This is a genomic window from Pseudomonas sp. H1_D04, assembly GCF_054683855.1.
Window position 1 is genome coordinate 5,620,932 of sequence record NZ_CP162826.1, and the last position, 13,258, is coordinate 5,634,189.

Here is a 13,258-nt window from a genome sequence, read left to right on the forward strand (position 1 = left end):
CCCGCGCGGTCTGAAGGAGCCGTCCATGCCCCACTTCATCGCTGAATACACCGACAACATCGAGCAGCAGGCGGACTTGCCTGGCCTGTTTGAAAAAGTCCATGCCACCCTGGGTGACAGCGGTGTGTTCCCGCTGGGCGGCATCCGCAGCCGTGGCGTGCGCCTGGATACCTGGCGCATGGCCGACGGCAAGCACGACTACGCCTTCGTGCACATGACGCTCAAGGTCGGCCATGGCCGCGACCTGGCGACCCGTCAGCAAGTCGCCGAACACCTCTTCGAGGTGATCACCGCGCACTTTGCCGAGCTTCAGGCCCAACGCCTGCTGGCCCTGTCGTTTGAAATGATCGAGCTGCACGAGCAGCTCAACTTCAAGCAGAACAACGTGCACGCCTTCCTCAAGGCCCAGCTGGGCTAGCACGCCCTGCCCGTTCACTCCATCGGCCTTCTCAGACAAAAAGTATAAAACCATGAGCACAGCCAATATCGCCGACAGCCTCGGCAGCGTCGCCCGCGACCGCACCCACAGCACCATCACCTGGCGGCTGATGCCGCTGTTGTTGATCTGCTACCTCTTTGCCCACCTCGACCGCATCAACATCGGCTTCGCCAAGATGCAAATGAGCGCCGACCTGAATTTCAGCGACACGGTCTACGGCTTCGGCGCCGGTCTGTTCTTTGTCGCTTACGCGCTGTTCGGCGTACCGAGCAACATGGCCCTGGACCGTGTGGGTCCCAGGCGCTGGATCGCCACGTTGATGGTGGTGTGGGGCGCGCTGTCGACCTGCATGTTCATGGTCGACAGCGCCACGGGCTTCTATGTGCTGCGCTTTTTGCTCGGAGTGGCCGAGGCGGGTTTCTTCCCAGGCATCCTGGTCTTCCTCAACCGCTGGTACCCGGCTGGTCGGCGTGCGCAAGTCACTGCCTTGTTTGCGATTGCGGTGCCCATGGCCGGGGTGATTGGAGGGCCACTGTCGGGCGGCATTCTTGAGCACTTCCATGACCTGGGCAGCCTGCGCGGCTGGCAGTGGATGTTTGTCATTGAGGGCGCGCCGGTCATCCTGCTCGGGCTGGTGGTGCTCAAGTGCCTGCCGGACAGTTTCGAGACCGTTACCTGGCTGACGCCCGCGCAGAAGCAACAACTGCGCGAACAACTGACGAAGGAAGAACAGCGCAAATCGATCACCTCGTTCTCCGCGATTCTGCGTAACCCGCAAGTCTGGCTGTTGGTGGCGGTGTATTTCGCGGTGATGCTGGCGGTCAACACCCTGGCGTTCTGGATGCCAACACTGATCCACGGCGCCGGGGTCGGCAGCGACGGCAAGGTCGGACTGCTCAGTGCAGTGCCGTATCTGGCGGGTTGCTTTTTCATGATCGGCTGCGGGCGTTCGTCGGATCGCCAGCGTGAACGCCGCTGGCACCTGTGCGTGCCGTTGCTGATGGCGGCTGCCGGTATTGCCATCGCCGGGCTCGCTCCAGCCAACCCGACCCTGGTGCTGAGCGGCCTGATCCTCGCCGGCATGGGCGCCAGCGCGGCATTGCCGATGTTCTGGCAGTTACCTCCGGCGTTTCTCTCCAACACCACTCAGGCCGCCGGCATCGCCTTGATCAGTTCCTTCGGCAGCATCGCGTCTTTCTTTGCGCCCTATCTGATTGGCTGGATGCGCGACACCACCCACAGCGCCAGCCTGGCCCTTTACGCCCTGGCGCTGCTTATTGCACTCGGTGGCCTGCTGGTGCTGCGCACCCAGGCCGCCATCGTCAACCCTCACTGAGAGACCTTTGTCATGCTTGATCAACAGCTCATCCAGCAAGCCGCCGCCCGTCTTGACCAGGCCGAAGGTCACGGGAACAGGTGCGCCAGTTTTCCCTGGAGCACCCGACGATCACTGATCGAAGACGCCTACGCCATCCAGCGCGCCTGGGTCGCCCAAAAGATCAAGGACGGGCGCAAGCTGGTCGGCCACAAGATCGGCTTGACCTCCCGCGCCATGCAAGTGTCGTCCAACATCACCGAGCCGGATTACGGCGCGCTGCTCGATGACATGTTCTTCGATGAAGGCACCGACATCCCCTTCGAGCGCTTTATCGTGCCGAGGGTCGAGGTGGAGTTGGCGTTCATCCTGGGCAAACCGCTTAAAGGCCCGAATGTGACGGTGTTCGATGTGCTGGACGCCACCGAGTGGGTGATCCCGGCGCTGGAGATCATCGACGCGCGTATCCAACAGGTCGACCCGCACACCAACGCCACCCGCAAGGTGTTTGACACCATCTCCGACAATGCCGCCAACGCGGGCGTGGTCATGGGCGGACGCGCCGTGCGCCCCACTGAAATCGACCTGCGCAAAGTGCCGGCAGTGCTCTACCGCAATGGCGTGATCGAAGAATCCGGCGTATCGGCCGCCGTGCTCAATCACCCGGCCAAGGGCGTGGCCTGGCTCGCCAATAAACTCGCCGCGTATGACGTGACCCTGCAACCTGGGCAAATCATCCTCGGCGGTTCCTTCACTCGGCCGGTGGCGGCCAACCCTGGCGATACCTTTCATGTCGACTACGACATGCTTGGCTCGATTGCCTGCCGCTTCGTTTAACAGGAGATCGCTCGATGGACATGCCTATCAACACCTTCAAGCAACGCCTGCACAGCGGTGAGGCCCAGATCGGCCTGTGGTTGGGTTTATCCGATGCCTATTGCGCAGAACTGGCCGCCAACGCCGGGTTTGACTGGCTGCTGATCGACGGCGAACACGCGCCCAACGACCTGCGCGGCATGCTCGGCCAGCTCCAGGCCGTGGCGCCCTACCCCAGCCACCCGGTGATCCGCCCGGTCATCGGTGACACCGCGCTGATCAAACAAGTGCTCGATATCGGCGTACAAACCTTGCTGGTGCCCATGGTGGAAAGCGCAGCGCAGGCACGGGAACTGGTCAAGGCGATCCACTACCCGCCCAACGGCGTGCGCGGCGTCGGCAGCGCGCTGGCACGGGCGTCGCGCTGGAACAGCATCCCCGATTACCTCGACAAAGCCGACGAGCAGATGTGCTTGCTGGTGCAGATCGAAAGCCGTGAAGGCCTGGCCAACCTGGATGCGATTGCGGTGGTAGAGGGCGTGGATGGTGTGTTTATCGGCCCGGCGGACCTGAGCGCCTCGATGGGTTTTCGCGGCAACCCCGGCCATCCTGACGTGCAGGCGGCGATTGAACACGCCATCGCCCGTATCCGCAGCGCCGGCAAGGCCGCCGGCATCCTCAGCGCCGACCAGGCCTTGGCGCGGCGTTACATCGAACTGGGCGCGGCGTTCGTCGCAGTGGGCGTCGACACCACCGTGCTGATGCGCGGATTGCAAAGCCTCGCGGCGGCCTTCAAAGATGCACCGGCGCCCACAAGCACTGCCGGTGCTATCTACTGACGCTGCGGTATTCGCGTTTGCTTTGGCTTTGCCGTCAAACACGCTGTCCGAACGCAGGCTTGAATCCGTGGGCAACCCGGCAGGACGCCGGGTTAGCCCTATCAACGCTTGAGCGTCTTCAGCTCATTGAGCAACGCCAGCAACGTCTGCAACTTCTCCTCACCAAAGCCCGCCTGCAAGCGCTGATAATTCGCCTCCATGCACTGACTCATCGAGGCAAAACACGCCTGACCTTTGTCGGCCAACCGCACCAGCACACGCCGTTGGTCCTGTTGCGCCTTGCGCCGCTCAACCATCCCCGCGGCCTCCATACGAACCAGCACACCGGTCATGCTCGGTTTGAGGATGCACGCAAGCTCCGCCAGACGATTAATCTCCAGCTCATCGTGCTGGCTCAGGATGCGAATGACCCGCCATTGCTGCTCGGTCAAACCGTGTTGGTTAAGCGAAGGACGAAAAAACCCCATGGCGGCTTCACGCGCTTGGAGCAAAGTAAGGGTCAGGGATTGGCGCGGTTTGGGCATGGGTGCAGGCGTCGCAATTAGTTAACAGATTAACAACATTCTAGCACCCGCGACTGATCACCGTGTGCCGCTTTACCGCCTGGCCGGCTCCAGGGTGGACAGTGGCAGCCAGGGTCAAGACCGACGGCACACAGAATCAAGACACCTACCGCTCGGAAGGCAGTTAATACACCCCAACAGGCACAGAGCTTCTTGTCGGCTCTGCAGTGAGTTCCCCTTCACTTTTCCAGGCTGCGCCATGATCAATATCGAAACGCCGACCTACTACTCGGCAACCAAAAAATACAACCTCAGTTTCCCAACCCTCGAACAGGACGTGGAAGCGGATGTGGTAGTGATTGGCGGCGGTTTCTCCGGCATCAACACCGCGCTGGAACTCGCTGAAAAAGGCATCACCAACATTGTGGTGCTCGAAGCGCGCTACCTGGGCTTCGGTGGCACGGGCCGCAATGGCGGGCAGATCATGGCGGGGATCGGCCATGACTTGGAGAAGATCAAGCAACAAGTGGGCGACGAAGGCCTGCGCCAGATCTTTGAAATCAGCGAGCTGGGCGCCGGGATCATCAAGGACCGCATCGCCAAATACTCGATTGACGCCGACTTCTGCCACGGCTACGGCTACATGGGCTTCAACGCCCGCCAGGAAAAAACCCTGCGCGCTTGGGAGAAAGACTTCAAGTCGATCAATACCAAAGACGAAATCCGCTTTATGGCAGGGTCCGAGGTCAAGCAGATCATCGGGTCCGACGCCTATACCAGCGCGCTGCTGCACATGGGCGGCGGCCACGTGCACTCGCTCAATCTGCTGCTGGGCGAAGCCAAGGCACTGGCCGGCCATGGCGTGCACATCTTTGAGCACAGCCCGGCCCTGGACGTCAGTTATGGCGAGCGCATCACCGTGCGCACCGGCCGCGGCTCGGTCAAGGCGTCCAAGTTGCTGTGGGCCTGCGACAGTTTCCTCAACAAGCTCGAACCCGAACTGCACAAGACGACCGTTAACACCTACGCCTTTCAGTTGATGACCGAACCGTTGTCGGACGAGATGATCCATCGCATCAGCCCGATACGCGGCGCCTACAGCGATATTCGGCCGGTGATCGACTACTACCGCGTCACCAATGAAAACCGCCTGCTGTTCGGTGCCGCCACGCCGTTTGTCGAGCACATCCCGCTGGACCTCAAAGCCTGGAACCGCAACCTGATGCTGAAGATTTTCCCGTACCTCAAGGACGTGAAGATCGACCTGGCGTGGGGCGGGCCAATGGCGACCGGGGCCAACCTGTTTCCGCAGATCGGCACCCTCAGTGGTCGCCCCAACGCCTTCTATGTGCAGGGTTACGCCGGCTTTGGCGTCACGCCCAGCCACATCATCTGCAAGGTCCTGGCCGAAGGCATGAGCGAGGGTTCATCGCGCTATGACCTGATCAGCTCGGTCAAGCATGCGCAGATCCTGGGCAAGGACCATATCCGCCCACTGCTGCTGACCGCCGGTAAAAGCCTTCATCAACTGTCGGGTTACTTCAACGGTCGCCGTTGATGCCCACCGTTTCATTCTCAGGAGAACTGCCATGCCCGTTACGACGCTCAAGAAAGACATCCAATTATCCGACCTCGATGCCTGGGGCACCGTCGCCGACCTTGGTTCCGAGATCCTCGAAGGTGAAGTCAACGCCTTCGGCAAAATGACCTTTGGCGCACCGACCGACCCGGTCAGCAGTGCCTATTTCGGCACCACCCAAGGCAAGTTCCGCATGGTCTATCCGTTTGCCGAACAGGCCACCGTGGTCACCGGCGAAGTGGTATTGACCGATGAAAGCACCGGCCAGAGCAGCCGTTACAAAGCCGGCGACAGCTGGTTCGTGACCAAGGGCACGCCGGTGCTGTGGGAGATTGTGAGCGAGAGCTTTGTGAAGCACTATTTCGCGGTTGTTTGATGGTTCTGCCTGCCGGCTTCGGTCGGCAGCATTTTCTACGGCGCAGGTGACCGACCATGCACGCCATCCCCGCTCAGGAAGTCGCCGGCCATTGCCTGCAGGCTTTCACCCAGCTCGTCCCCGCCAGCCAGGCCGCGTTTTATTGTGTCGACCGCCAACTCCAAGCCCGCGATTTCCAACTGCAAGGCATGAGTGGCGAGATGCACCGCGACTACCTGGACAACTACCGGCAATTCGACCCGTTGCAGCCGCGCAATTGCCTGTCCACCGGGCTGGCCGTGGTGCCGCTGGGTTTGGCCATGGCCCGCCAACCCCAGCGTGACAGCCGCCGCTATCGCGACTTCCTGCAGCGCTACGGTGTAATCGATGTGGTGGAGATCGTTGCCCATCGCGCCGACCACCCCCAGGCGGCCATCTCGTTACTGCGCACTGCCGAACAAGGCGCCTTCACCCCCGACCAATTGGCGCAGCTCACTGCGTTGCAGGCCCTGCTGCAAATGGCAGTGGCCAATATGCAGCCCTGTGAGGATGCATTCGCCGCCTTCACGCCCAAGGAGCGCCAGATCGCGTGGTTATTGCGTCAAGGCGCGAGCAACAAGCAACTGGCCCTGGAACTGGACGTGGGCCTGCCCACCATCAAGACCCACCTGATCCACCTGTTCCGCAAGGCGGGCGTGAGCAGCCGCACCGAACTGGTGGCGGCGCTGTTTCTGTAGCGGCCTCAACCCTTCGGTTGATAGGCGCGCGCCCTGCTCCACCTCATGCTCCGGGTTGTCCATTCAACCCACCGGAGCCATGCAATGACCACCCCATCCGACTGGATCACCGTAGGCGCCCTCGCCGACGGTTTCGCCCCCGCAGCGTTCATCCTGCCTAACCTCGCCGACCTCAACGGCAAAACCTTCACCCTGCACTTTGCCAACGGCTGGCAGATCGAGCATCGCTTTGAAGCCGACGCGCTGCACTGGCACGCCGCCGACGGCCACTCCAGCGGTTCGGCCGCGTACCGCGCTACATCGGTGCGGCCGGGGCTGTACCTGGTCGATTTCATCAAACGCGAAGCAGGCCAGGCGTGGTCGATCAGCCTGGTGCTGGACACCGCCACGTCGTCGTTCACCGCCGTGATCGGCCGCATGCCGCGCCGCGAGCACACCGAAGAAGGCCTCTACAGCCGCGCCCTGGCCGGCAAAGCGTTGACCTCGGTTGAGGTGGATTTCCTCCACGGCAGCCTGGACCAACCCTGGCAACCTGGCCATTGCCCCCACGCGCCCACCCAGGAGCTGACCGGCTTGCGCAACCTGTACCGCTACAGCCCGAGCGAAGTCTACGAGCACATCTACCTGAACGATCAGTTCTACGCCTGGCAATGCATCAAGGGCGTGGAGCAAGGCCTGTGCGATACCGACCGCTGCCACTACTACAAGATCGCCGACCAGTTGTACCTGTTTGTCTGGCGCGAAAAGATCATCCCGACCTTGGGCCTGGTATTGATCGACCTGCAACAGCACCGCAGCGACGGCAAGATCTTCGGTTATGCCGACGCGTCCTTTGCTGAGCTGTCGAACTTTCCGGTCAGTTCCTACTGCCAGGTACTCAACCGCACGGAGTATCCCGATGCCTGATCCACGCACCGTCGTCATCACGGGCGCCGGCACCGGCATCGGCGCCGCCTGCGCCAGGCTGTACGCCGCCGAAGGGGCCAATCTGGTCCTGATCGGCCGGCGTCGTGAGCCGTTGGAGCAGGTGGCGGCCCAAGCCGGTGGCCTGATCCTGGTCGGCGATGCGGCCTGCCCGGACACCTGGGAAGGCTTTATCGCGCAGATTCGCGCGCACCATGGCCGCCTTGATGTATTGCTGGCGTGTGCCGGTGGGCATGGCGTGGGCAGTGCCAGCCAAACCAGCCCGGCCACCTGGGAAGCCGCGTTGCGCAGCAACCTGGACAGCGCGTTTTATAGCGCCCGGGCTTGCCTGCCGCTGCTGATCGAAAGCGCCGGCAATATCGTGCTGCTCGGCTCCATCGCCTCCCTGGCCGCCGGGCCTGAAGTCTGCGGCTACACCACCGCCAAGCATGCGCTGCTCGGGCTTAACCGCTCGCTGGCACGGGACTACGGGCCGAGTGGGGTGCGGGTAAACGCGGTGTGCCCCGGCTGGGTTACCACGCCGATGGCCGATCAGGAAATGCAGCCGTTGATGGAGGCTTACGGCGACACGTTGCAGCAAGCCTATGTCCGCGTATGCGCCGACGTACCGTTGCGCCGCCCCGCCAGCGCCGACGAAATCGCCAAGGTGTGCCGCTTCCTCGCCAGCCCTGACGCCTCAATCATCACCGGCGCAAGCATGGTGGCCGACGGCGGTTCGAGCATCGTGGATGTGCCGACGCTGGCCTATGCCCATATGGAGAACGCCCATGCCTGAAGATTTAAATTTCAGCGGCAAAACCGTGCTGGTCACCGGCGGCGCCCAAGGCATCGGCCAGGCCATTGTCGAGGCGTTTGCCTGGCGCGGCGCGCGCGTGATGATCGCCGACCTGCGCCTGGCGCAAGCCCAAGCGCTGGCCGAAGCGCTGCGCGTGCGAGGCTGTCAGGTCGAAGCCATGGAACTTGATCTGGCTGACGCCGCTGCCGTGTTCGACGGTATCAGGACCATAGACCTGGACTGGGGCCGCCTGGATGTTCTGGTGCACAACGCCGGCTATTTCCCGCTGACACCCTTCGCGCAGATCACCCCCGCCGTCCTGGAACGCACCCTGGCGGTCAACCTCTGCGCATTGTTCTGGCTGACCCAGGCCGCCTTGCCCATGTTTCAGCGCCAGGGCGGTGGCTGTGTGTTGGTCACGTCATCGGTCACCGGGCCACGGGTTGCCTATCCGGGCCTCAGTCACTACGCGGCGTCCAAAGCCGGGGTCAACGGTTTTATCCGCAACACAGCGCTGGAGTTGGCCTGCGACGGAGTGCGGGTCAATGGCGTCGAGCCAGGGATGATCGCCACGCCGGCCATGGGCAATCTGGGCGACGAACAAGTCAACGCCGACATCGCCAGCCGCGTTCCTCTGGGACGACTCGGCGCCCCGGAAGATATTGCCGCAGCCATGTTGTTTCTGGCGTCTGACCTGGCCGCCTACATCACTGGCCAGACCCTCGTGGTGGATGGCGGATCGACGTTACCTGAGGTGAAATAGCCTCTGGGTATCTGTAAACCGAATCAACTGTGGGAGGGGCTTGCCCCCTCCCACAGGTTGATCTAGCGCTCGGCCCTTTCGAGCATCGACAGTGAGTCACCGAACACCCGCGACAACGCCGCTAGCCGTTTGACGTACCCCTGAGACGTCGAATAAATCAACTCCACATGCAAGCTGTCGACAATCCCCAGATAGGCATCACAAAACACCTCAAGCGCCTCGGGCTCTACCCGGCTGTACCGACTGCGCGCTGCATGCTGAAAACCCTCGCGTATGCAGGCCAGATACCCCTCGAATCCCGCCGTAATCACGCTGCGAATCCGCGCCGGCGGAAAGTACGCCGTACGCAACAGAAAGCGCAGATGCGCAGAGCCTTCATAGCGGCCGATCAAGCGCTCAAGGTGCAAATAACCCGGCATCCCCGTGTACCCGGCCTCGTCCTGAAAGCACCCAGCGATAGAGTGGTGTTCATGATCCAGGGCAATCTGGAAGACTGTCTGAAACAACGCATCCTTGCTCACAAAGTGCGCATACAACGACGCCTTGCGCATACCCGCCCCCACCGCGATATCGTTCAGCGACGAGGCGTCATACCCATGATCGGCAAAGTGTTCGACCGCCACCGCACAAATGTTACTGGCCGACAGGCTGAGCGCTTTCATTGATCGACGGACAACCTACGCCGCACCGACCGCTTGCTGCAGATGGGTCGAACGAAAGTCCTTGGGCGACAGCTCGAATTGCTTCTTGAACGAGCGACTGAAGTGAGCCGAATCGGTGAACCCCCACTTATAGGCAATCGAGGTAATCGACTCACTCTTGAGGAACGGGTTGGTCAGGTCATCCGCGCTACGCTTTAGCCGCGCCCGCTGGATGTAGCGGCAGACGCTGTCGTCCTGTTCTTCAAACAGGCGGTATAAGTGTCGCACCGAGATGTTCAGCCGATTGGCCAGGCCCACGGGGCTCAGGCCCGGCTGGGTCAGGGACTCATCAATAACTTTCTGCACATAGCTGCGCAGGTTGCTGCCGTGCAACGAGGCGGTGCTGTCACCTTGGGTGTCATGCGCGTCAAACGCCGAGCCCAGCAAGGAGACAAAGGCCGCCTGCAGTGCCTGCGCCTCTTCCTCTGAATCCTGGCCTTCCAGCCCTTCCCTGCACAGTTGGTCCATCAACACATGGAGCATCCGCCCACAGGCTTTACTCGACGAGATCTTGCCGAAGGTTTTCGAGGCGTTGCCCAGCTGTTTGCACACTGCGTTGCGCGAAAGAGACAGGGATGCATGTTCAATCAGGCCGAAGGGGCTGATTTCGATTGAACCGGTGGAATCCATCAGCAGCATGTCACCGGGGGCCAACTGGATGACCTCGTCGTTCTGGGTGATCTGGCAATAGCCGCTGCGCTGGCTGACAAGGAAGCAATGCTGGTCAATGTCGTGATCGGCGTTGGGCCGTGGGCGCTTGATCAGGCCGGCATTGGTCCGCAGGGAGGCCAGTGAGAGGCAACCACGGGAGAGCGTGGAGACTTCACCGATGAACAGCGAGCGGTTGAAGGCCAGTTCAGTGTCGAAATGGCCACAGGCCGCTCGCAAATCCTGAGTCCAGGTGTCCAATCCAGTGTGCGCAGATTGATAGGTGCTCATGGCAACTCCACAGTGGCTTCTTGTTTTTGTTGGCCAATAGTTAACATGTTATCTATATAGGCGCAACAAGTACGTAGTGCCGACTGTGGAAGCAGTATTGATGCCAAGTCGCCAAAAATCAGAGCGCGCCCAGCACCCGGTGTAACCCCGCCAGAACATCGAACAAAGCCCCTCGCTGCGCGCCGCTCAAGGCGATGTAGCGACGAAACGCTGGCATGCGGTTGACCACTTCGCTGCCGCCCATATGTTCAAGCCGAACGTGCCACTGCTGGCCGTCCAGTGCGATGCACAGGCGCTTGAAGTCCAGCGCCATCAACGCTTGATGCAGGGCTTTATCCTGCGTCAACGCAGCCTCAAGCCTGGGCAGCAAGCTCGGCGTACCAGCGCGTTGCCGACATACCAGCCCCGTGCGCCGAATCGACCCGCGGTGGTGCAGCTCGAAGCGTGCATTGCCCTGCTCTGAGGCGGGCACGTTGACCATGAATTCGGTCATGACCAAGTGCATCAGCAATTGCGATTCGGTGCGCTCGCCAACCGCCACCTGCACGTCGCTATCGCCCAAACCGAACACTGCGCTTGTCGGCCCCGTCGAGGTAAAACTCGCCAGGCCAAGGTTGCGTCGCAGGTACTCAAGCGTGACGCCGGGACGATAACCGGCCGGGGCACGTTTGGCACTGAACAGCTCAGACAGCTTTTGCAGCATGCTCGATATACCCAGGGTGAGGGTTGCCAGGCTCATGGGAAAACTCCTTGGCCAGCACGTCTTCTACCGACGCGGGCTTGAATGGATTGACCTTCTGCACCACCAGTGTCCAGAACAGCGCATAGCTCGCGGTGATCCCAAGCATCACGCCAAACGGCACATAAATGTCGGCGGGGTTCATGCCCGGTGGGGTGATGAACCACATGCCCAGCAAGATGCCGACGCTGGACAGGATCTGCGGCAACGGGAAAAACGGCGAGCGATAGGCCCGTGGCAGATCAGGGCGACGAATCCGCAGGATCACCACCGACAGCGTCACCAGCAGGTAGGAGAAACTCCACGCACACACCGCCGCCAGCACCAGGTGCATGATGTTATCGGTGTTGCCACCCAGCCACAGGGCATACAGGCACGGGATCAGCATCGCCACGAGGATGCACAGCAGCGGCGTCTTGAAGCGCGGGTGCAAGTAGGTGAACACCTTGGGCAACGCACCGTCCACCGCCATGCCGTAGAGAATCCGCGGTACACCGGCCATCAACGTGTTAATGGTGGCGGCGCCCGCGAACAGAAAACCGATCCCCAGCCACAGCGGGCCTACCTGGCCCATGACCTGCTCGGCAAACTTGGGAATTGCCATCGGCGTGTCGAGCAGGTGCACGCCCGACGCGGCGTCCAGCAGCACGTTTTCGACCTGGCGCTTCATCGCCGCGCCATAGATAAACATGCAGGTTGCCACGCTCAGCAATCCAAGAATCATCGCCTTGGGCATGACCTTGGCCGAGTTGCGAAGGTCCGGGGCCAACGGTGTAACGAACTCGCAACCGACGAACATGAACATGGCCATGCCCACCAGCGACAGAATGGTGATCAGGTCAGTGCCCACCAGCGACACACCGAACCAGCCCTCCAGCTGCACCGCCGGTGCGGCGATCAGGCCCATCACGCCAAACACCATCAACGTGGTCCACATGCCGAAGGTCAGGATGATCTCGGCCCGGCCAAAGGCACTGACGCCGAAAGCATTGAGAATGCCGAACACCACCACGAACCCGACCCCCAGCAACCAGGAGCCGCCGGCCGACTCCGCCAGGGTATTGAGGTGCTCGAAGTTCACCAGGGCCATGACCCCGGACAGAATGGTCTCGGCCGTGCCCGCGAACACGTGCACGATCAGGTACGCCGACAAAGTGCCGGTAATCGCGAAGAATCGACCCATGCCGCAATTGATGTAGTCGTACACCGAACCGGTGGTCGGCAGGATCGAAGCCGCCTCGGCAAAGGTAGTCGCCTGGGCCAGCATCATCACCACTGCGATCAGCATGGCCACCGCAAAGGCGCTGCCGCCGATCCCGAAACCCATGGTCGCGGTAAGAATCACCGGGCTTGCCATGATCAGGCCAATGGTGCTGGCCAGCGCGGTTGGAAAGCCGACGCTGCCTCGTTTCAAATGCTGCGTGAGCCGGTCATTGATCGACATGGTGCGGATCCTCGAAAGCGGATTTCTTAGTGGATGCATCGAGCCCTACAGGGAGCCGGCTATAACGCCCTCCCCAACCAGTCCCTGATCAAAACGGCATCGAGCGAAATCACTGTGCGCCCATGACCTATCGAGCGTCTTGCCCATCTCTGCCGTCACTTTTGTTGCTGCCTGCCACGGGCAAAGTAAACAGATAACTCAAATTGATCAGGTGTAACACCCATAAAATGCGGGAGGGGGCTTGCCCCCGATAGCGGTGGATCAGCCATCACATCAGTGACTGACACACTGTCATCGGGGGCAAGCCCCTCCCACATCTGACCGACTGCGCCTGCCCGCTCGGTGAACGGCTCACCACCTATAGCGCCAGCCCTGCAACATTTCAGATCG

Annotated in this window: 15 protein-coding genes; 10 read left to right on the forward strand and 5 right to left on the reverse strand. The window is 61.5% G+C overall.

Annotated elements, in window-relative coordinates:
- Window positions 1-25 precede the first annotated feature (25 nt).
- Genes AB4N82_RS25995 through hpaI form a run of 4 tightly spaced genes read left to right on the forward strand, consistent with a single transcriptional unit; the run spans window position 26 to window position 3,409 of the window.
- Window positions 26-418, forward strand: coding sequence for a tautomerase family protein (locus AB4N82_RS25995; protein WP_099602413.1), 393 nt, complete (start codon window positions 26-28; stop codon window positions 416-418).
- A 52-nt stretch (window positions 419-470) separates the two neighbouring features.
- Complete coding sequence (locus AB4N82_RS26000) at window positions 471-1,775, forward strand: MFS transporter (protein ID WP_099602412.1); 1,305 nt, start codon at window positions 471-473, stop codon at window positions 1,773-1,775.
- Window positions 1,776-1,787: 12 nt separating this feature from the next.
- Window positions 1,788-2,591: a 2-oxo-hept-4-ene-1,7-dioate hydratase gene (hpaH, locus tag AB4N82_RS26005; RefSeq protein ID WP_460103763.1), complete on the forward strand. Its 804-nt coding sequence runs from the start codon at window positions 1,788-1,790 to the stop codon at window positions 2,589-2,591.
- 14 nt (window positions 2,592-2,605) lie between these two features.
- Entirely contained in the window at window positions 2,606-3,409 is an 804-nt protein-coding gene (gene hpaI / locus AB4N82_RS26010) for a 4-hydroxy-2-oxoheptanedioate aldolase (RefSeq protein ID WP_122765087.1), read from the forward strand.
- A gap of 101 nt (window positions 3,410-3,510) precedes the next feature.
- Here the strand turns inward: hpaI and hpaR are convergent, their stop codons facing one another.
- Entirely contained in the window at window positions 3,511-3,933 is a 423-nt protein-coding gene (hpaR, locus tag AB4N82_RS26015; RefSeq protein WP_032891381.1) for a homoprotocatechuate degradation operon regulator HpaR, read from the reverse strand.
- Window positions 3,934-4,171: 238 nt separating this feature from the next.
- On the opposite strand from hpaR, the gene AB4N82_RS26020 reads away from it, so the two are divergent.
- The 6 genes from AB4N82_RS26020 to AB4N82_RS26045 all read left to right on the forward strand — a co-directional run bounded on the left by AB4N82_RS26020 (window position 4,172) and on the right by AB4N82_RS26045 (window position 9,045).
- Entirely contained in the window at window positions 4,172-5,470 is a 1,299-nt protein-coding gene (locus AB4N82_RS26020; protein WP_122765086.1) for an NAD(P)/FAD-dependent oxidoreductase, read from the forward strand.
- A 31-nt stretch (window positions 5,471-5,501) separates the two neighbouring features.
- The gene (locus tag AB4N82_RS26025) at window positions 5,502-5,867 is read left to right on the forward strand and encodes a cupin domain-containing protein (protein ID WP_032891378.1); all 366 of its coding nucleotides are present in this window, start codon (window positions 5,502-5,504) and stop codon (window positions 5,865-5,867) included.
- 56 nt (window positions 5,868-5,923) lie between these two features.
- Entirely contained in the window at window positions 5,924-6,583 is a 660-nt protein-coding gene (locus tag AB4N82_RS26030) for a LuxR C-terminal-related transcriptional regulator (RefSeq protein WP_122765085.1), read from the forward strand.
- A gap of 84 nt (window positions 6,584-6,667) precedes the next feature.
- Window positions 6,668-7,489 (forward strand): molybdenum cofactor biosynthesis F family protein, encoded by an 822-nt coding sequence (locus AB4N82_RS26035; protein WP_122765084.1) that lies wholly within the window; start codon window positions 6,668-6,670, stop codon window positions 7,487-7,489.
- Window positions 7,482-8,282, forward strand: a complete 801-nt coding sequence (locus AB4N82_RS26040) for an SDR family NAD(P)-dependent oxidoreductase (protein ID WP_460103770.1) — start codon at window positions 7,482-7,484, stop codon at window positions 8,280-8,282. Before AB4N82_RS26035 ends, AB4N82_RS26040 begins: the two co-directional genes overlap by 8 nt.
- Entirely contained in the window at window positions 8,275-9,045 is a 771-nt protein-coding gene (locus AB4N82_RS26045; protein ID WP_099602406.1) for an SDR family oxidoreductase, read from the forward strand. The genes AB4N82_RS26040 and AB4N82_RS26045 overlap by 8 nt, the downstream gene beginning before the upstream one ends.
- A 62-nt stretch (window positions 9,046-9,107) precedes the next feature.
- On the opposite strand, the gene AB4N82_RS26050 is transcribed toward AB4N82_RS26045, so the two are convergent.
- The 4 genes from AB4N82_RS26050 to AB4N82_RS26065 form a co-directional block, all read right to left on the reverse strand.
- Entirely contained in the window at window positions 9,108-9,707 is a 600-nt protein-coding gene (locus AB4N82_RS26050; RefSeq protein ID WP_122757271.1) for a TetR/AcrR family transcriptional regulator, read from the reverse strand.
- 15 nt (window positions 9,708-9,722) lie between these two features.
- Window positions 9,723-10,685, reverse strand: coding sequence for a transcriptional regulator FeaR (gene feaR, locus AB4N82_RS26055; RefSeq protein ID WP_122753246.1), 963 nt, complete (start codon window positions 10,683-10,685; stop codon window positions 9,723-9,725).
- A gap of 118 nt (window positions 10,686-10,803) precedes the next feature.
- Complete coding sequence (locus AB4N82_RS26060) at window positions 10,804-11,388, reverse strand: DUF3156 family protein (RefSeq protein ID WP_122765244.1); 585 nt, start codon at window positions 11,386-11,388, stop codon at window positions 10,804-10,806.
- On the reverse strand, window positions 11,369-12,868 hold the full coding sequence (locus AB4N82_RS26065; protein WP_122681059.1) for an APC family permease: 1,500 nt from the start codon (window positions 12,866-12,868) through the stop codon (window positions 11,369-11,371). Before AB4N82_RS26065 ends, AB4N82_RS26060 begins: the two co-directional genes overlap by 20 nt.
- Window positions 12,869-13,258: the final 390 nt, after the last annotated feature.